Consider the following 18,796-nt stretch of genomic DNA (forward strand, 5'->3'; position numbering starts at 1 on the left):
AAGGGTGGTAGGCAGTTCATCGGGCTGCTGCCAGCCTATGATTAGCGCCTATTAGGAAAACACACTGTCAAAGGGGTTTGTAGCGGGGGTTAGCCCGCTACTGCGGTATCTTCCGTAGTGTTAATTTCAATGTACTCTGCAATCTTGTGGAGCTCGTCAGCAAATTTGAATTTCACGCTGATATTGCCGTTTTCATAGACCTTGATATAGTCCACAAGCTCAACCAAGATTTCCCGATTGAGGGCTTCAATGTTTTGATACTTCATAAAGGCTACCAGTGCGGGATGCTCATTGTCCACACCGTTTGCCAGTTCTGCGCGTTCAGCGTTCAGCCGGGTAAGCACCGTGGAAATATCAGAAGTCTGCCGTTCATAGTCAGCCTTCATATCCCGGTATTCCTGCTGGGTGATTTCACCGTCTTTCCAGTCCTGATAAAGAGATTGCTTGTAGCGTGTTATCTTTGTCAGTTCCCGCTCTTTTGCAGCTATCAGATCGTCCAGTCGGTAAGACTGGCTTTTTTTGATTGGAGCGGAATTGATCTGCGTGACGATTTCCGAGTAGGAAACAGCCAAATGTACCTGATGCTGTACAGCGAACAAAACAGCAGCCTCCAGCCGTTCATGCTTGATTGAGTGCATGGTGCAGGCTGTCCGGGAACGGTTCTTGTAGGTTGAGCAAGAATAATATACATTGTTGTTCTTGCCAACGCATCGGGTAATGGCCCGCCCGCAATCGGCACATTTCAGAAAGCCGCTGAATAAATGTACCTCACGGCCTTTCGGGGAAGTACGGGTATCACGCTGTAAGAGAGCCTGTACCTTGTCGAAAGTTTCATAGTCGATAATGGCCTCATGCGTTCCAGCCACTTCCACCCATTCCTCGCGTGGAACAGCTTCAATCTGGTGTACCTTGTAGCTTTTCACCCGGCTTCGGCCTTGGGCTAAATCCCCGGTGTAGGTCGGATTGGTAAGAATGGAGTGGATCATGCGGACTCCCCACATAGGATCGTCATACCCTCTTGTCGAAACAGGCAAGCCCTTTTGTACCTTGTAAGCCGAGGGGCTCGGTACGCCGTGTTCGTTCAGGTACAGCGCGATAGCACGTTTTGATGACCCTTGAATAAGCATTGTGAAAATGAGTTTGACATTTTCAGCAGCATCGGGATCAACAATCAGCCTGTGCTTGTCCTTTGGGTGCTTTACATAGCCGTAAGGAGCAAATGCTCCGATATACTGGCCGTTGCGCCGTTTGTAATCAAATACCTGCCGGATCTTTTTGGAAGTCTGATAGCAGTAATTATCGTTCATCACGTTTGTAATGGGAACGATGATATTTGAAACGCTGTCGGGGTTCTTGTAGCTGTCCACATTCTCAGCAAGGCTGATAAAGCGAACACCCATTTGAACAAACAGATTGTCGATCAAACTTCCGGCATCGCTATAATTTCGTGCGAAGCGGGACAGGTCTTTTACTATAACGCAGTTGATTTTACCACTCATGACATCCGACAAGAGCCGTTGAAAATCTTCACGGTTAGCGTCCGTCCCAGTATGTCCGTCATCTACATATTCCGTGATACTTTCAAACTCGTCAATGTTGCGTCGGTAAAAATCGTTCAGTAGGTCACGCTGGTTCTTTACGCTGTTGCTATCGTCTTTTCCTTTTCTCAAATCTTCCTTTGAAAGCCGGATATAGATGCCCAGCCGCCAGCGGCGGATTGTGTAAGAGGGAGAGAAACTCTGCTGATACCCTCTGTTTTTTGCTCGTGCCATTGTTCCTCCTTCCCTATCACATTACACTTATATTATAACTCTGTCCGGGGAGGACAACAAGGATGCCTCCGCTTCGGGACACTTTGTCTCGAAGAAGCAAAATGAGCTGTAACCGAAGTTACAGCCCGCTTCTTTGCCGCAGCAGGAAATCCGTCAGCTTATCTTGGAGAGATGGCCCGCTTTCAGCAAATTCAATTTTCACGCCAACACCACCGATGCAAAAGCAGTATGGATTTTTGACAGTCTGCAAAAATCGAGAGATGCGCTCCTTTCGGGAAAGCGCATTGTCAAAGGTCATACCGCTCACATCAGGCAGGGACTCGGCAGCCACCGCGCCAATGTCAACGCTTCTCATTTGTTCAAGTTTCTGTGTAGTTAATTTCACGGTAAACCTCCTTCGCAGATTGATAGAACGCCTCCCGCTGTTTGGTGGGGAAACGTAACAGGCCAGCACCACCGGGATGCTGGCCTGTTGCCTTACTCCACCTTGGGACACTTTGTCTCGAGGCTTATTATAGCTTTTGAATATTAGAGAGCGCCGCACATATTTACTTGGCCTGCCCAAAGACAATCGTTATTTTCTGTGCGGCGCTCTCCACGCAAGTGAAGTGACAAGCCCGGAGGAACAGGCAGCCAGTCTGTTCATTTCCAGATCGTGGCCTTGGGATGGCCGGGCCCATTTACGATGTTGGTGTTGTTCGCTCAATCTCTTTTTGGAAATGTCACCGCGCACCCACCGTCTGGCTCCCCGAACTTACTCAGGGTTGTCGTTATTCCCTTGCGTTAGGAAGAAAACCTCCTCTCATAAACCGAGACATTTTTTCATCAATTCCAAGTGGGTTAAGAAGAAAAAATCAAAAAGTTTTTTTCATGCGTTCAAGGCCACGCTTGATCGACTGGCGAATAGACTCCTCATGTACGCCCTCGGCCTCGGCAATTTCCTTAATCGACTTGCCAAGAATGATATGTGCGTCAATTCTACGGCCTTGGATCTCCGGCAGAGAATTGAGAGCGTTCCACAGACGAAGAAAGGTTTCCATTCGTTCAAGGAGCTCCTGCGGGGTCGGCTCATGCAGGCAAGCGGAATACTCAATCCCGTCATCGCAGTCCAGAGAATACTGCGCCTTGTGCCGGGAGAGCCGCCGCTGGTAGGCCATTTCATAACGGGCATCGGCCTTGAATACCTCGGCAACCTCGTCAGAAACTTCGATAAGCTGATCCTGCGTGTACCAATAATAAAGATCTTTCAGATTGATAGTAGTCATCGTAAAATCCTCCATTTCAGTTTGTTCGGGGTTGGTCGGAAACGAAATGGAGTAATGGCGGAGAACGGCACCGCACCTCGGGACACTTTGTCTCGAAGTCTGGAAAGCAAAATGCGCCTGCGCGACACGAAGCCGCACAAGCGCACGAAAATATATTATCGGTTATGTACTGTTTAATTTCACATTCAAAGCCAGACTGCTCCGATGGGGGAGCTACGCTTTTTTTAACTGGTGCAGATCATGGATACTGCGAAATAAAAAGAAGGACACGGTAAATCAACCTCCAATCGGCTACCGTGTCCCTGCAAGTCGTCATCGGTTTGTGCAAACGCAAAGAAACGGCGGCTCTGAAAATCAAAGCCGCCGTTTCAAATGGGCGTGTCAAATTGTCTGCGCTACGACGGCTTTTTTTCTTTTGCCGTCGTCCGGCAGAGTATTATTCAATATTTAATTCAATGTTTCCAGTGAAATTCTCACATTCAATGCCAATATAATTTCCACCATCAGGAAGTGTAATTGTGTCATTATAAGTTCCGGTTGTTTCAATCAAAGTGACTGCTTCATCAGATCCAGAAATCCAAAATACTTTTGCAGTACCTTCCGTAATCTCCAAGGTGCAATCAATGGACAGCTCCTTACCGGCTTCTCTCTTTATGGAAGTTCCTCCGAACAAATACTCTGTACCTGAAAAGTTCGCATAATCAGCCGTATAAGTTCCCGTATAATCATCAATCCCTTTTTCTTTTGTTCCTTCCAAAGATGACTTTCTTGTAAGCTCTATGGCTCCAGCCGACTGAACGATATTATTATAATGATCGAGAATTTCATCTTTTGAACAGCCAGAAAGCATAAAACTTCCCAAAAGGACAAATGCCAATGCTAAAACTATTTTCTTCATAAAATCATCACCAGCCTTTCTTTGGAGCTACCTTTTTGGCCTTTTTCTTTGTTTGGGTTGCTTCTCGTTCTTTCATGCACAAAATCAAGATGGCAGAAATAACGACAGCAAGCGCAAGACTGCAAGAACAGGTTCCGATATTCCAGTTGACTGCGGTATCATAGCTACGGTAGCCTACCATTCCAAGACTTGCGGTAATCGGATAAATGTTTGCTAATGTCATATTTCCTGCGGCAAACATCCCTCCATATCCATAGACAAAAGCAATGATTACACCGACTAAAAAGCTGCCTGCCCTTCGACAAGTAAGAGCGATAATCGGCAGAACCGCAAGATATAAAAAGAAATTAACCGCAGTAATCTGCAAGGCTGCTTTTAGAGCTAAGGAAATCTCAAAGCCGGGAAATCCCACAATCATTTCTGCTATGATTGTAAACAGACTGCATATCAGCCCGAAAATAATAGACAATACGCCGCACACAATCAATTTTCCGGTCAACAGTTTCTTAAAAGAGATCGGCACAGTCAGAATATTTTTCAATGTGTCATCCGTCTGCTCACGAGAAATCATATATCCAGCAATTAGGCTGATACACATCGGAAAAATCATGGACATATTGTTTTTGATGACCTGTTCTGTAAGATAGGCAAAATCCCAAACGGAACCATCATTCGCCATAGAGGTAAACAAGGTCAGCAGGACGGATAGGAGCATGAGTGCAACGCCCGCCCAAAGGATATGATACCTTTTCAATTTATAAAATTCTGTTTTTACAATGCAAACCATGTTTATTCCCCCCTCTGCTTATATAATCTGTCAATCAGTAAGAACGAAACCAATGCCATGATCCCAAGAATGAATACAACTTGAAATGTTGAGGGAATTAGCCCTGTCATTTGCTCCAAGTCCATTTTTATTCCATGAGCCGCCATATCTCCCGCACTCCAAAATGTAGTCAGTGGCGTGGGCAGAAGCCATAACATAGTTTTAGGCAGTGTGTCAAACAATGCCGTAGCACTCATGTTCAGAACGCTGTAAAAGACACACAACAAAATGGAAAAAACATAGGTCTTACTGAAAAAGACAACAAGGACAATCAACGGGAGTGTTCCTGCCGTAATGAAGATCCCCGTTTCAACCGCCAAAAACAGCTTATAACCAATTCCATAAACTTCTAATGTTCCAATTCCGCAAAGAATTGTTGCAATGGTAGAAGCCACGCAAAAAACAATTCCAAAGATAAAAAGGACAATAATCTTTGCAAGTACCATTTGCGTGCTGGTTACGGGAATTGTACGCAGATTTTTGAATGTATCGTTGTCGCGTTCCATAAAAAACAGAATAGCGGCAATCACTCCGATAATGCAGGGCAGTAAAAACTGGATACCATATCCCAACACCATGTTAAATAGTCCATCGAAAGCATCTGCCCGATCCGTATATCGCTCCATCATAGAGGGCGTTGTCATCAGATAAGTCAGCGGGATTGGAAACAGGAACGCAGCCAAAATAATCAGCGGAATAAATTTCTTCCGTTTCAATTTCAAAAATTCGCATTTGATTAGTTTAAGCAATTCCTTCGCCCCCTGTCACACGCTTGAAGTAATCTTCAAGACTTTCTTCACAGGTATGTGCTTCTGATACCTCCAATCCGTTTTCTACAAAAGCAGTTACAATTTTCCCCACAGACAGATCAAGGTTGTGCAGGCGCAGATTGTGGTCGTCTTGTATGGAAAAATGGGTTTCATGGAAATTGCGTTCCAAAATTCTTGCCGCCTGTGCAGTATCAGAGAGCGTAAACCGGATATGTTTACTGCTTTTTTGCTCCAACTCAGCAAGGCTTTCTTCTTCCAGCAATGCACCGTGGTCAATAATTCCAATATCGTCAGCCAGCAAGGAAATCTCCGAAAGAATGTGACTGGAAATCAAAATAGTTTTTCCTCTTGCGTCGCAAAGCTCCCGAATAAAGGAGCGTACTTCTGCAATACCGATGGGATCGAGGCCGTTGATCGGCTCATCCAAAATCAAAAGCTCCGGATCGTGCATAACGGCAAGGGCGATGGCAAGCCGCTGCTTCATACCAAGAGAATACTGTGAAAAGAGCTTTTTATCTTTGTAGGGCAGTCCTACCAGATCCAGAGCATCTTTGATAGCATGATTGTTTGGTACGCCCCGCAGAGTAGCAAAGATACGCAGGTTCTCTGTGCCGGTCAGATTGGGATAAAAGCCGGGGGACTCAATTAGACTGCCAATGCGGGGGAGCAACTTCTTTTCATTCCCTTGCAAAGACTTTCCCCAGATTTTGACCTCCCCGGAAGTCGGCTTCGTTAAGCCCAACAGCATTTTCATGGTAGTGGTTTTTCCGGCTCCGTTTCTGCCCAGCAGACCGTAAATTCTCCCACGCTTCACATGAATATTTAAGTCAGCCACACTCTTTTGTGAGCCGTATTGCTTCGTCAGATTTTTTGTTTCAATGATATAATTTGTATCCATATTCAAAACCTCCTGTTCTGTAAGGTATTCTATCATGCCAACCTTGCATTAACCTTGCCGCAACCTTGCATTAACCTTGCAATTTGAAATCCAGTAAAATGACAAAGGCTCCCGCCATAAAGACGGGAACCCGCTTAACTCTCCAAAGGAAAAAGCAACATAAATTCAGTTCCTTTTCCCGGCAAACTTTCAACTGTTATACTCCCACCCATCTTTTCTACAAGCTGATGGACAATAGAAAGACCAAGACCGCTTCCTTTTTCAGACCGTCCTTTGTCACACTTATAGAGCCGTTCAAAAATGTGTTTCAAATCTTCCTTCTCAATTCCCACTCCATTATCCGCCAGCAGCAGCTCCATGTTATTTTCCTTCTTTGACAGGGCAATTTTGATTTTGTCTGCATGGCTGTGAGCGATTACATTTTGAATGAGATTATTGACAATCCTCATATAGCTGTCCATATCCAATCTTACCCGGACAGGATGTTCGGGAATATCAATGTCATACTCAACCTGTTTATCCTCAAAAATCGGTATCCAGTCAATGAGGATATTTCTTGTCAGCTCTGCGGCCTCAACACTCTGGATCTCCAAAGCAAACTCGTTGGAATTTAACTTGAACCAGTCAAAGAGTACATCAATATATTCTTTCAGATCATGGGCTTTCCGGCGGGCGGTTTCAATATAATCATCCCGGTCTTTTCCTGTGACCAGTCCTTTGTGTGCAGCGTCAAGATACCCAATCAGAGTAGTAAGGGGCGTTCGCACATCATGGGAAAGGCTCGTCATAAGCTGGCGGTTGGTTTCTTCTGTCTGCCGTACAGTTGAAAGTCTGCTTTCATAGGCCACAACGATCTCGTTGATTTCATAAGCAAGAGGTGCTGTCAGTTCATTTGTTGCAGATAGAATACGCCGGTTGCCATTTCCGTTTTTCACATCAACCAGCACATCGGTCATTTCTGCTATTTGTTTTTTTACACGCCGAACGAGAACGATGGAAGTCAATACAGCCACAACAGCAATCACAATGGACAAGAATACGATAATTTTCATGCTGACTACACCTCCTTATTAAACCGGTAGCCAATCCCTTTGACCGTTTGTATATACTTTGGGCTTGAAGGATTGACTTCTAATTTTTTACGAAGTCGGCTGATAATCGCCATAATGTTACTGTCATCATAGAAATATTCTTCGCCCCATACTTCCTCATAAATCTGCTGTTTGGTCAAAATTTTCCCTTGATGTTTTGCACAGTACAGGAGCAGATCAAATTCCTTTGGGGGAAGTTCAAAAGTACCATTTTCCGTCGTAACAGAACGATTTTCAAGGTCAATTTGCAATCCATCAAAATCCAGTTTTTGCACAGCTCCGGCTTGCTGATTAAAGCGAGTGTAGCGGCGAATAAGAGACGCAATACGGGCAATCAGTTCATCCATATCAAACGGTTTTGTAAGATAATCGTCCGCTCCGGTCCGTAAGCCCCGTACTTTAGAAATGCTGTCATTTTTAGATGTGAACATCAAAATCGGCAGACTGTTCTCTTTGCGGATTTCTGCCAGCGTTTCAAAGCCATCCATACCAGGCATCATCACATCCAGCACCACAAGCTGATACTCCTGCTCTCTTAATTTTTGTAAGCCCTCTTTTCCGGTATTACAAAAATCAGCTTCTATGTTTTCTGCTTGTACGCTACGTTTAATCAAAGCGCACAGTTCTCTGTCATCATCTATAATCAGGATTTTATTCATGGTGCAACCCCTTCCCTTGTTTTGTCCTTCCGTCAATCGGCTTTTCTGCGTTCTTTGGGATCAGCCAAACACCAGCCATCTTCACAGCGCCGGGAATGCGCCCTCCGGCGCAATAATAATTTACCCTACGAGGTGTCACGCCCCACTTTTCGGCGGCCTCTTTTAGTGTCATATAATCCATTCTGCACCTCCATAGAGTATATTATAGTTCTTCGACTCGAACAATACAAGTTTTGGAAGAAAAGAATGTGAAATTAAATAGTCAGTAGTATGAAATACATAGTCGTTCAAATAATATCACATGAAATGTAAAATCATATCAGGTGATGTTATGAAGATAGAACGAGATGAAAGACGCTTTGATTTTCACGATATAGGGCTCGCCATCAAGCGTGCAAGAGAAGCCAGCGGCATGACACAGGAGCAACTGGCCTATATTGTTGACCGCGCTCCGCGTACCATTATGTATAATGAAAATGATGGTCAGCATCCAAGCTTCAACACCTTTTATCAGATGGTCACAATGTTTGATATATCGGTGGATCAATACTTTTACCCGTCCCAGAATAGCGGGAGCGAGTGCAGGAAGCGGATTGATGCCATGTTGAACGCCTTGGACGAAAGAGAATTGAAAATCGTTGAAGCTACAATCCAAGCGATGAAAGCATCGAAAGAAACGGAGGAAACGTAAAAGAAAGCGTAACCTCCGTTTTTTTGCGCCATGTTGCGGGTTGCGCGTTTTGGCAAGCAATTCGGGTGTGGCCACACTCCGAAATTTTTGCAGGGCGCAGGGCCCGCAAAAATGCTTGTTGGGGAGCTCCCCAAACCCGCTGTACTTCGGGACAAATTGTCCCAAAGTCCCGGTGCGCTGCACCGTAGTCTGCGGCCCGTCACTATCGTTCCTGGGCCTTATTTTCACGCTCGTCTGTTATGCCGAGCAGATGATCAATGTTCGCTTTTATTGCCACGGCCTCCCGCATTTGCCGCTGGGCCTCCCGGTATTCTGCATAAAGCTCTTTTTTCTGTCCTGCCAGCTCACGGCGGGATTTTTTTAGTGCTTCAATCTTAGGGAGCTTTGCGCCGTTCAGTATGGTGTTCATGGTATCTTTTGCCGCCCGGTAAGTGGCAAGCTCTGCTTCATGCTGGGCCAGATACTTTTTGCTGTACCGCGCAGCCTTGTACCCATCGAATACCGGGCGGGTCTTGGCATAGTCCACCGTGGCAGCCATCAGCTCCGAGGTTTTGGAAAGAGCCTCCTCCGTTGTGCGGAGCTCGTCAGACAGCTTGTGAAAGTGATCCACCGCAGCCTCGGTGCTGGCCGTCAGCGCCGCATAGTCTGTCAGATGATGCTCCTGCAAATACTGGAGCGCGGCAGCCATCTGTTTTAGGTTGTAGACCTTGGCCCATCGTTCATAAGCCGGGCCCTTGCCCTGGGCCATACGCTTTTGAATGTCGATGATGAGATTAACTCGCAGTGGCGGAACCGTGGGCTCCTCTGGCATCTCAGGGAGTGGACGTTCCCCGGCAATTACTGCCTTGATGTCCTCCGGGTCAAATCCGGCTCCCAGTGTAGAAGCCCGGAGCCGGGTCGGTTTTTCCTGCCCGGGCGCAAGGAATGAGATGACACCGCCGCGTCCCTGTTTCACCGAAAAGCCGGACTCCTCCATGAGACGAAGAAAGTCGGCAAAGTCTGTGGGCTTTTTCTCCAAAGCCGCGAGAATAGCCAGCCGTACCCGCTGCTTGGCAGAGGGTGGCTTTTCTCCGATCCACTGTCCATAGTGGAGAAAACGGCCCTTGCTGTGCTGGCACGGATTTTGGATAACAGACAATTCATGTTCGATGCACACGCGGTCAGAGAGCCGCCGCAGGGCAAAGGACGAACCAATGAAATTATGAAATTTCCGGGAGCGGTCAAAGGCCGTCGCATTGAAATAAATGTGATTGTGGATATGGGCCTTGTCGGTATGCGTACAGACGAAGAACTGATACTTTCCCTTTGTCCAGCGCATCGTCGTTTCATAGCCGATACGGTTTGCTTCTTCCGCCGTAACCTCCCCGGGCAGGAACGCCTGCCGGATCTGAAAGAACAGGGCCCCGCGAGATACGGCCCGGCCTGTCTCTGCAAGGTATTGACTTTTTACCAGAAGAAACTCGGCGGGGGCCGTGTTCGGATCGCAGAGATAGGAAGATACGGCTCCCAGCTTTTCCGGGTTCAGGCCATAGATGAACCGATCCTCCATCGTTTGAATTGCACTTTTTCCTGCCGCTGTTTTATAAGGGCGGATGTAGGTGGTCGCCGTAGAAATCCCTCCTTCCGGCAAATAGTATTTTTGCTTTGGGACACTTTGTCCCGAAGTAGAAAAAGCCGGGGAGCGGTATCAACCACTCCCCGGATGGGTCAGAGCTCTACCAGCGCGGAGAGCTGTTTCAAGAGATCAGATAGCGGCTCCCACAAAGCGGCATAGTCCCGCTGCAAGGCCGCGAGTTCTTCGGGATAAATCGCGCCGTAGGTGTTGGCTTGAATTGCCACTTGGTTCAGATTGTTGGAGCAGCGCCGCTGGAGCGAAACCAGCTCACGAACAGGCGAAAGGTCAACATGAAGCACATACCCACTCAGGGCCATTTTCCGCATATAGGCTCCCATATTACGGATGCCAGCCTCCGCCATACGTTCTTGAATCAGAGCCTGCTCCGCCTCCGACACCATCACATGAAGATGGATCGGACGGCGGCGTTTCTTTGTCATCGCTCCTCACGCTCCCGGCTGCGGCAGGCGCGGGGCGGCTCCTTTACCTTATCCAGCGGCTTTTCCTGTCCGTCTGCCGGAACAGGGCGCGGCAAATGAAATTCACGGTGCAGGCGCAGCGCCTCCAGTACAGACAAATCCTGTTCACGTTTCTTTTCCATATACGCACCTCCTTATCTATCGCCACGGTCAGGCTGCCTGCGCTGGGGAGCCGGAGCCTCCGAGCCGCGATCTGCCTCCGCCAACTTTGCCGCATTTTTCATCTGCTCGGCAATCGGACGGGGCCTGTCGGGATTATCAGGCGCAGGACGCAGCTCATAGTCGGATGCCTGTTTTTCCGTTAGCGGGCGGGTATAGGTAAGATAGCCCCAAGCCAAGAACGAGCCATTTTCCACCGGGATGCGCTGATCGTAATTGAAGATTTCATCCGGCTTGTTATAAGGCGGCTTCGGGAATGTCCCGATGTCCACAGGCCGCTGGGTCGAATAATACTTGTAAAGGCCGGGAGCCTCGGTCTGCCTGATCCCGACGTTATAAATACGCTGATAGTCCTGCACCCGGTCTGTAAAATCCTGTTCCATCGCGGTGCGGTCATTTCCATAGTGACCCCATTCGTACTGCCGCAGGCCGTCTTTGTCATCATAACAGGCCCATGTGACATAGCGGGATGGCGCGGTGGGATGCTCGCCCAATGCAAATCCCCGCCCATTTTCCAGCATGACCGCCTTCAAAATGGCGTAGCCTTGATTTTTGTCCATAGTACACCTCCCATCATCGAGACATTTCTTTGTTTTCTCTTTTCACAAACGGCTGGAGCTGATAGGGGCTTGTACCGTCCTCGGGCCGCAGAAAGTCTATCCGGGCCGCAGCACGGATGGCGTTCTGGTTAAGCTGCCGCTGCCATGCCCCTTGGCTGGGAGCCCACTTAAAGCCGTTGCTTTTCAGTTCCTGCCGCTGATTGGCATCGGGCTTTTCCTCAAAAATAAGCTGCAAACGATTTTCAGCCTCGTTGATTTTTGCCTCGCCTCCGGGGAATGTCCAGCCTGCAAACTCGGAGCGGCTGCTCAGTTCCTCAATGCGCTGGCGCACACGGCGGATGTTGGCGTTGTTGTTGGAAAGCAGATAGGCGGGATACGGCTTGCTTTTGTCCAAGTGCCATGACTGCGCCATATCTGCTTTGAGCTTTTCGGCCTGCTCCGGCGTAAGCTCCGGGCAGCCGTCCAGCGTTTTGTGTTTCCGAAAATACGCATTGACCGCCTTCATGGTGGCCTGCAGGGACTCCAGCCCCTCCAGCTTTTTTGTCAGCTTTTCCACGGCCAGATCGTCATCCGCGCTGATCCCACCCATTCCAACAGAGCGGATTTTATCAAGCAGCTTTGAAATCTCCGCATACTCTCCATAGTTGCGATCCCGGGCGGCGTTCTGCTTGTGCTTTTTTGCCACAGGGAAATTACCGCCCCCGGAGATCAGAATAGAGGGCACCCGGGCATCAATCACATTGCGTTCATTCAGATTTTCCGCAAGTTTCCGGGCATAGCGATCCACCAGCGCGTCAATCTTATCGTGGTACATGGGATCGACACGGGCTTTCTGGCGTTCCGCCGCTGCATACGCTTCATCGACCATTGCCCGGTAGCCCGCCGTAGCGGAGCCCGGCTGATAGTCGGAAAAGCTGTTCATATCTTTTGCCCGCTTTGCGGCTTCTTCGTTGATCGGATAATATTTCGGCATAGTACCTCCTTCCACAAAAGCCGGAACTTTGGGACAAATTGTCCCAAAGCCCCGGCAGCTAAAATGTTGACAGCATCTCACGGAAACAGGGCCGGACGTAGAAACATACGCCTCCCGCAGAAAAGGGCCTTAAATAGCCTTGTCATAAGCGGGTTTGGGGTGTCCTAATTGTCAACACATCAGCCCCGCTTTTTTCGCATATATTCCCGCTGCTGTCTGCGGTGTGCCGCCTTTGCACAGGCCGCCGAACAATAGGTTTGCCGTCCATCAGGAGCCACGGCTCTGCCGCATACCGGGCAAGCCTTGAAATCCGGCCTTGGCCCTTCTGTCAGCAACGCAGCCTCCAGCGCCGGATCAAGGGGCAGAACTGCCTCGCGGAAGTAGCGGCAATAAGCCCCCGTCCAGCATTTCCCAAACATATAGCACTCGCAATCCAGCGGCAGGCAGCCGCAGTCCCGGTCATAGTTGGCACACCATTTTGACACCAGCCTGCGGATTGCCGCTTTTTCTGTCCGGGTCAGTTCTCGGCCCACAGTATCACCTCCCGTTGCCCGGTGGTTTGAGCTGCTCCCGGTAGCAGAACACGCAGCCGATCCCGCGCCAGTAAGGGCAGCCGTCACAACGGGAGCCCTTCGGCGGCAGGCTTGGCGGCACACCCTTAAAGTAGCTTTTTTCTTTCATAAATCCCTCATAGGGGTTGTTGGTAAATCTCATTCATTATCCTCACTTTCGGTATCGTCCTCGTCCCAAGGCGGCCCATCGTCCTCGGGATCGTCATAATCGGCCAGTTCCTCGCTGTAATCCTCTTCGGGTACAGCAGCTTTTTCATGCTTCGGGCGGTAGATTTTGAAGTACCAGCCTGCACCGCTGCCCAGAACAGCCACTGCCAAAATCAGCAGAAGTGTCCCGGTATTGCTTTTTTGCTGGGGTTCGGGTTCCGGCTCCTCCACAGGTTCCGTCACCGGGGCGGGTTCGGGAGCTGTGCCAGCACACTCGGTCATGTTGACCGCGCAGACCTCGCAATCCGTATGGATGGCTCCGGGCGCACATTTTTCTGTGCAGGAGCAGGCCGGAAGCTCTCCGCCAGCGGCCTCCAGTGCCGCCAGCAGATCGGCTTCATCCACCATGTTCAGAAAGTAGGTGTGATACTGTTCGCCGTCCTCGTCCACAGGCTTGTCATAATCAATGACAATGTAAAAGGTGTTGCCGCCGCTGGTTTCCACCGTGATGAACTGTTTGTTGGTTGCAGCATCGTAGAGCAGATCGCGGGTCACAAGGTTTCCATCCTCCGAAAAGCCCTCGCCCGGGGTAATGGTAGGTGCAGGCTCCGGGGCCGGAGTTTCTTCCACAACAGGCGGTTCCTCATTCCCGCCGTCCGAATAGGCATAGGCCGGGATTGCAAAGCCGCATAAAAGAACGGCGGAGCAAAGCCCCGCCGCCAACATACGAAAGTGTTTCATATTCAGTTTTCCTCCTTCTTTTCTTCTTCGGACTTCGGGACACTTTGTCCCAAAGTGCCGCCGTCCTTCAGTTTCTCAAACAGCAGCGGGAGCTCCGTAAGGGAAATGCTCATGCCGCGCACAATGTCCACGATCTCGCTGTTTTCCGCCTCCAGCTTTTTCTGCTCCAGCTCCTTGAGCCGGGCCTGCTGTTCACTGATTTTGGCCTTGACCTTATCAATCTCGGCCTGAATTTTCATGCTTTTGGTAGTTGCCATTTCAAAACCTCCTGTCACGGTAAACGCCCGTAGGCGTAAAAATGAGATTGCCAGTAGCTTGTATTCAAATTTGCGTAGCCGATGGGATCTCCGCAATGCAGCATTTTTCCATCACCGACATAAATCCCGCAATGGCTCACGCCCGGCGTGTCATAGGTGCCTTTGAAGAACACCAGATCACCGGGTTTGGGAGAACTGGTCGGCATACAGATGTTATAGAGCCCCTGGGCTCCCAGCCTGCCCACATTCCAGCCGGAGTGATTGATAACCCACGAAACGTACCCCGAGCAATCAAAGGAAGTGGCGGGAGAACTGCCGCCCCACACATAGGGATAGCCGATGTATTTCTGCGCTTCGGCAAGCATCGCGGCAAAGGTTTCATCGTCCAGATATTCTCCGGGCACTTCGTAATCACCGGGTTTCCCGGTAATGTACTTGTTCACATAGGGAGAATCTGGGAACAGATCGGGGCGGTTTCCCAGCGTTGCCATATAGATGGCATACCGTGAAAGCTGCTCCTCGCTCATGACATATACGGGCACATGGGATAAATCAAAGTTCTCCAGCGTGACCGTACAGATGTAATAGTCGTAAGGCACCTGATAGGTGTCCGTATGGGAGTTGCCGTCCTCGTCCGTCCATGTGTCGGTTTCCGTGCGATACCGGGTTTCCACCACCACATCCTCGGTCAAAATGTACTGGCGGTCAAAGAGCATTTGCAGCGTTCCCTGTACCTCGCCTATTGTCCATTGTCCCTCATGGAGCGCACACAAAAGAGAAAGCAGCACATAGGGATCATGTTCGATTTCGTCCAGATCGAAGTGGTATTCGTCATAGTCATGGGTGCTTTCATAGGTGTCCAGATAATGCTGTAAATCATCTTCCAGCGCACAATAGGCGGCTTCGGCGGCCAGCATATCCCGATCCTCGCAAGGATAGGTGCTGGCTCCTAATGCACCGGCCCCGGCGTTCCCCAGCATAAGCATAGTAGAGGAACAGGACTGCATAGCAAACAGGAGTAACACACAGAGCACCGCAATCACGGCACCTGCGGGATGACTTTTGACAAATTCCACTGCCCGGGCAGTCAGGCGTTCTGTGGCTGTGGCAGTTTTCCCAGCCGCAGCCGCGCTCTGCTTTGCAGCCTCCTTTGCCTGCTTGCGGTATTGCCTGCGAAGCCGTTGCTTCTGCCAGTAGCGGGTAAGGGCATTTTTCGTCAGCTCCGGGTGCTCCTGTGCGGCGGTGTGAAAATGGTAGTCCGCCGTGTACTTGGTATAGCGGGCCTCGGCCTTGCGTACCACTTTTGCCGGATGTTCCCGGACTTTACGGCGCACAAAGCGAGAGCCATGCCGTAGCGCGGTTTCTCCCACAAGCTCAGAACGGTGTGCGCCTTCCGTGCCGACATTTTCCTGTTCCACTTCAAAAATCTTGCCATGCACGAAGCTGTGAACGGAACCGCTGGCAACACGGCCTATGCGTTTTACCGGGCCGGGCTTTTTCGGCGGCTTTTGCTTTGCCAGCTTCTCCCGGGCCTGTTCCAGTTTTTCGCCTTGGGACTCCATGTGGAGCTTTGCCGCCGCAGCCTGTTCCTGCTGGCTCTTTTTGCGGAACTTGGACTTCGGGACACTTTGTCCCGAAGTGTCGGAAGCCTCCGGCCCGGGCTGTTCCCCGTCAGGGGCGTGGGCGGTCTGCGACCAAGCCTCCTCCTTGGCCTTATTCGTTTTTCGTTTCATTCTTCATATCCTCCGGGCGGGTAGTCAGCAGGTCATAGATTTCTCCGCGAGGGAACCGATCCACAAACGGAATGGTTACATTTCCATAGAACAACAGCCCCTCGCCGGAATTGCTGTGTGTGATATAGGAAAGCTGATGCTCGGAAATACCGAGCTGTTTTGCCAGAATGGTACGGTCACTCTGCGCCTGCGAAAGCAGGATCATAAAATCCGTATTATCCAGAATGTTCTCGATTTCCCGGCTGGCCAAAAGGTCTTTGACGTTCTGCGTCAAAGCAGACGGCACACATCCTTTTTTACGCAGCATTTTCCAGACCGCCACAAAGTAGCTGGCTGTCAGCGGATCGCGGAGCAGGATATGAAACTCGTCAAAGTAGCACCAAGTCGCCGCACCCTCGTGGAAGTTCTGATCCACCGCCTGCGAAACAAACTCATTTGTGATGTGCATTGCAATCTTTCTAAGGTTTTCGCCCATGTTTTTCAGAACGATGCACACCACACGGCTGTCCGTCTTGACGTTGGTAGGATGGTTAAAGAGATTGAGGGAGCCTGTGCAATAAAGCTCTAAGGCAGTTGCCACGCGCCGGGCTTCGGGCTCCGGCTGGCGTAAGAGCTCTTCGTACAAATCCTGTAACAGCGGTGTTTTTGCAGTTTCCAGTCCGAGCGCCTGTTCCCGGTACACCAAACGCACACAGCGGTCAATGACCGTCTTTTCAATGGGCTGCAAGCCTTCCTTGCCGCCGACCACCAGCTCGCATAGGGACAAAAGAAAATCCGCCTTCATGGAAAGCGGGCTTTCTCCGGCGGCCATATTGAGCTCCACATCCATCGGATTGAGGTGGTGCGGGCTGTCCGGGGCAATCTCGATCACCTGGCCGCCCAGCCTTCGCACCAGTGGAGCGTATTCGCCCATCGGGTCAACCACGATGATCCGATCCTGCGGGATGGTGAGAAACACATTCAAGAGCTCGCGCTTTGCGGCAAAGCTCTTGCCGGAGCCCGTAGAGCCCAAATACATCCCGTTTGCCGATTTCAGCTTTTTGCGGTCAGCCATGATGACATTGTGAGAAAGTGCGTTCATGCCATAGTAGAGGGCCTGCCCAGCCATGCGGAGCTCCCTTGTCATAAAAGGAATAAAGATGGCTGTGGAGCTGGTGGTCATACCGCGCTGGATTTCTACCTCGTTGTAACCAAGGGCCAACGAGGAAACAAAGCCCTGTTCCTGTTGCCAGTCCAGACGGCGCAGAGCGCAGTTGTATTTCTGCGCGATACCGCCCACGGTAAACACATCGTTTTCCAGCCGCTGGCGGTTAGGAGCAAGGTTTACCACCGTAAAGGTCAGCAGAAACATTCGCTCATTGCGGGATTGCAAATCAGCCAGAAGTTCCGCTGCGTCCTTGCTGAATGTAATCAGGTCAGGGGGAAGAATATCCGGGTCATAGCCGGAGCGCACAGCCTTTCTCTGTTCCTCCACTTTCATTTTTCCGATGTCCGAGATTTTCCCCTTGATGGTCTTAATTGCCTTGAGCTGATCCACGGTCTGAATGTGCATGGTCACGGTCATTTCCGCATCCAGCTCCAAGATTTCCGCCAACAACTTATCCGAAAGCTCCGATGCCATAATCTGTAAGTAGGACACCGCGCCCCAATACTGGCCGATGCGGAATGTGCGGGACTGGCGGAAGTCGAGACTGTCCGGGGCAATAAAGTCTTTTGTGCCAAGCCCGGTCTGCGGGATGTCTTTCCACGAAAAGCGGAACGCCTCACGGCTCCCCGGGTGCATCTGGCTATGAAGCAGCGCAAGGCGGGCCCGTCCGTCCATCGGCTCCGAGGGAACGCCCAGTCGCTTAAAGTTTCCCATGACATCGGCCTCCACACGCTCCAGACGGGGCCGTGCCTCCGCAATCCCCTCGGCGGGTATGCCAAAGGTGATGTATTTTGAGCGTTCAATGCCGTTATTGCTTTTGGCAATCTGATTTTTCAGCATCCCGGTAAACTCATCCCGGACGCTGTTATAGTTGTCATCCGCTTTCGGGATATTGACTTGATAGCGGCTGCGGGAATGGGAACGACGGTTGATAAAGGAAAGCTGGAACGGCAGCGAACTGTCAAAGTAGTTGAGAAATGAACTCCATCCGCTGAATATGGCAGTCTGATCCTCGGTGGATGCCACGGAGTAATTGATGTCCTCATATTCCACAGTTTTTGTATAGAGCCCACCCGGGAGCTTGCACACACCGTCCGGGTGCATGGACAGATACGGGATTGTCTGTTGGGCAGACAGGGCCGCCCGGCCTTTACCCTTGGCGGCGGCTCCGTTTTTTTTCTTTGCGTTTTTCAATCACATCCTCCTTTCCAGCGCCCGGCCCGGCAAAGGGCGCATAAATGTTTTCGGTTCGGTAGGCCCTGATCCCCGACCTTAGAAACTTGGCCCGGATGATATTCCGCACCACCTTTTCAAATGGTAAGCCGTCCTTTTCATACATGGCCAGCAGGAACGCCGGGAGCATAATTCCCAGCATGAGAAACATCGCCCCGGTATTGCCGAGGGTGCCACGGGTTAGCAGATAGGCCGGAATCCCCACTGCGCCCGCGCTGCCGAAGCAGACAAGCTGGCGTTTGGTGAGGTTGAAAGCCATCTTTGTTTTGATTTTGGATAAATCGTTTGGTACGTTTACATAGGGCATAGA

23 protein-coding genes are annotated in these 18,796 nt (G+C 50.2%); 1 reads left to right on the forward strand and 22 read right to left on the reverse strand.

Annotated features, from left to right (window positions below; translation table 11 throughout):
• Positions 1–89: 89 nt before the first annotated feature.
• The 10 genes from MTP36_RS04650 to MTP36_RS04695 form a co-directional block, all read right to left on the reverse strand.
• On the reverse strand, positions 90–1,772 hold the full coding sequence (locus MTP36_RS04650) for a recombinase family protein (RefSeq protein ID WP_249253837.1): 1,683 nt from the start codon (positions 1,770–1,772) through the stop codon (positions 90–92).
• A gap of 118 nt (positions 1,773–1,890) precedes the next feature.
• Positions 1,891–2,127 carry a DUF6870 family protein gene (locus tag MTP36_RS04655; protein ID WP_005933564.1) on the reverse strand — a complete coding sequence of 79 codons (237 nt, stop codon included), beginning with the start codon at positions 2,125–2,127 and terminating at the stop codon, positions 1,891–1,893.
• Positions 2,128–2,626: 499 nt separating this feature from the next.
• Entirely contained in the window at positions 2,627–3,037 is a 411-nt protein-coding gene (locus MTP36_RS04660) for a sigma-70 family RNA polymerase sigma factor (RefSeq protein WP_015560007.1), read from the reverse strand.
• Between the two features lie 436 nt (positions 3,038–3,473).
• Complete coding sequence (locus MTP36_RS04665; RefSeq protein ID WP_249253839.1) at positions 3,474–3,935, reverse strand: hypothetical protein; 462 nt, start codon at positions 3,933–3,935, stop codon at positions 3,474–3,476.
• 7 nt (positions 3,936–3,942) lie between these two features.
• Positions 3,943–4,722, reverse strand: a complete 780-nt coding sequence (locus tag MTP36_RS04670) for an ABC transporter permease (protein ID WP_249253841.1) — start codon at positions 4,720–4,722, stop codon at positions 3,943–3,945.
• A gap of 2 nt (positions 4,723–4,724) precedes the next feature.
• Positions 4,725–5,510, reverse strand: coding sequence for an ABC transporter permease (locus tag MTP36_RS04675; protein WP_055303121.1), 786 nt, complete (start codon positions 5,508–5,510; stop codon positions 4,725–4,727).
• Positions 5,503–6,429: an ABC transporter ATP-binding protein gene (locus MTP36_RS04680; protein ID WP_117476073.1), complete on the reverse strand. Its 927-nt coding sequence runs from the start codon at positions 6,427–6,429 to the stop codon at positions 5,503–5,505. The genes MTP36_RS04675 and MTP36_RS04680 overlap by 8 nt, the downstream gene beginning before the upstream one ends.
• Before the next feature lie 134 nt (positions 6,430–6,563).
• Positions 6,564–7,481 carry a sensor histidine kinase gene (locus tag MTP36_RS04685; RefSeq protein WP_249253843.1) on the reverse strand — a complete coding sequence of 306 codons (918 nt, stop codon included), beginning with the start codon at positions 7,479–7,481 and terminating at the stop codon, positions 6,564–6,566.
• A 5-nt stretch (positions 7,482–7,486) separates the two neighbouring features.
• Positions 7,487–8,179 (reverse strand): response regulator transcription factor, encoded by a 693-nt coding sequence (locus MTP36_RS04690; RefSeq protein ID WP_249253845.1) that lies wholly within the window; start codon positions 8,177–8,179, stop codon positions 7,487–7,489.
• On the reverse strand, positions 8,172–8,360 hold the full coding sequence (locus tag MTP36_RS04695; protein WP_024738628.1) for a helix-turn-helix domain-containing protein: 189 nt from the start codon (positions 8,358–8,360) through the stop codon (positions 8,172–8,174). Before MTP36_RS04695 ends, MTP36_RS04690 begins: the two co-directional genes overlap by 8 nt.
• 150 nt (positions 8,361–8,510) lie before the next feature.
• Here MTP36_RS04695 and MTP36_RS04700 point away from each other — a divergent pair, with 150 nt between their 5' ends.
• Positions 8,511–8,870 (forward strand): helix-turn-helix domain-containing protein, encoded by a 360-nt coding sequence (locus MTP36_RS04700; RefSeq protein WP_054754179.1) that lies wholly within the window; start codon positions 8,511–8,513, stop codon positions 8,868–8,870.
• A gap of 202 nt (positions 8,871–9,072) precedes the next feature.
• Here the strand turns inward: MTP36_RS04700 and MTP36_RS04705 are convergent, their stop codons facing one another.
• The 12 genes from MTP36_RS04705 to MTP36_RS04760 all read right to left on the reverse strand — a co-directional run bounded on the left by MTP36_RS04705 (position 9,073) and on the right by MTP36_RS04760 (position 18,793).
• Complete coding sequence (locus tag MTP36_RS04705; protein WP_249253846.1) at positions 9,073–10,419, reverse strand: relaxase/mobilization nuclease domain-containing protein; 1,347 nt, start codon at positions 10,417–10,419, stop codon at positions 9,073–9,075.
• 158 nt (positions 10,420–10,577) lie between these two features.
• Positions 10,578–10,925, reverse strand: a complete 348-nt coding sequence (locus tag MTP36_RS04710) for a plasmid mobilization protein (protein ID WP_118523111.1) — start codon at positions 10,923–10,925, stop codon at positions 10,578–10,580.
• The gene (locus MTP36_RS04715; RefSeq protein WP_249253848.1) at positions 10,922–11,086 is read right to left on the reverse strand and encodes a hypothetical protein; all 165 of its coding nucleotides are present in this window, start codon (positions 11,084–11,086) and stop codon (positions 10,922–10,924) included. Before MTP36_RS04715 ends, MTP36_RS04710 begins: the two co-directional genes overlap by 4 nt.
• Positions 11,087–11,098: 12 nt before the next feature.
• On the reverse strand, positions 11,099–11,683 hold the full coding sequence (locus MTP36_RS04720) for a hypothetical protein (protein ID WP_117485101.1): 585 nt from the start codon (positions 11,681–11,683) through the stop codon (positions 11,099–11,101).
• 13 nt (positions 11,684–11,696) lie between these two features.
• Entirely contained in the window at positions 11,697–12,656 is a 960-nt protein-coding gene (locus MTP36_RS04725) for a hypothetical protein (RefSeq protein ID WP_249253849.1), read from the reverse strand.
• Positions 12,657–12,835: 179 nt separating this feature from the next.
• The gene (locus tag MTP36_RS04730) at positions 12,836–13,189 is read right to left on the reverse strand and encodes a cysteine-rich VLP domain-containing protein (RefSeq protein ID WP_055228207.1); all 354 of its coding nucleotides are present in this window, start codon (positions 13,187–13,189) and stop codon (positions 12,836–12,838) included.
• A gap of 4 nt (positions 13,190–13,193) precedes the next feature.
• On the reverse strand, positions 13,194–13,370 hold the full coding sequence (locus tag MTP36_RS04735; protein WP_014080211.1) for a hypothetical protein: 177 nt from the start codon (positions 13,368–13,370) through the stop codon (positions 13,194–13,196).
• On the reverse strand, positions 13,367–14,116 hold the full coding sequence (locus MTP36_RS04740) for a DUF4366 domain-containing protein (protein ID WP_249253851.1): 750 nt from the start codon (positions 14,114–14,116) through the stop codon (positions 13,367–13,369). The genes MTP36_RS04735 and MTP36_RS04740 overlap by 4 nt, the downstream gene beginning before the upstream one ends.
• 2 nt (positions 14,117–14,118) lie before the next feature.
• Positions 14,119–14,373: a DUF4315 family protein gene (locus MTP36_RS04745; RefSeq protein ID WP_014080213.1), complete on the reverse strand. Its 255-nt coding sequence runs from the start codon at positions 14,371–14,373 to the stop codon at positions 14,119–14,121.
• A gap of 14 nt (positions 14,374–14,387) precedes the next feature.
• A complete protein-coding gene (locus MTP36_RS04750; RefSeq protein WP_249253853.1) occupies positions 14,388–16,106 on the reverse strand; it encodes a C40 family peptidase in 1,719 nt (572 codons plus the stop codon).
• Positions 16,087–18,447, reverse strand: coding sequence for a VirB4-like conjugal transfer ATPase, CD1110 family (locus MTP36_RS04755; protein ID WP_370741488.1), 2,361 nt, complete (start codon positions 18,445–18,447; stop codon positions 16,087–16,089). The genes MTP36_RS04750 and MTP36_RS04755 overlap by 20 nt, the downstream gene beginning before the upstream one ends.
• Complete coding sequence (locus tag MTP36_RS04760; RefSeq protein WP_249253854.1) at positions 18,404–18,793, reverse strand: PrgI family protein; 390 nt, start codon at positions 18,791–18,793, stop codon at positions 18,404–18,406. The genes MTP36_RS04755 and MTP36_RS04760 overlap by 44 nt, the downstream gene beginning before the upstream one ends.
• Between the last annotated feature and the right edge of the window lie 3 nt (positions 18,794–18,796).

The organism is Faecalibacterium sp. I4-1-79 (assembly GCF_023347235.1).
In the GTDB taxonomy this organism is placed as follows: domain Bacteria; phylum Bacillota; class Clostridia; order Oscillospirales; family Ruminococcaceae; genus Faecalibacterium; species Faecalibacterium tardum.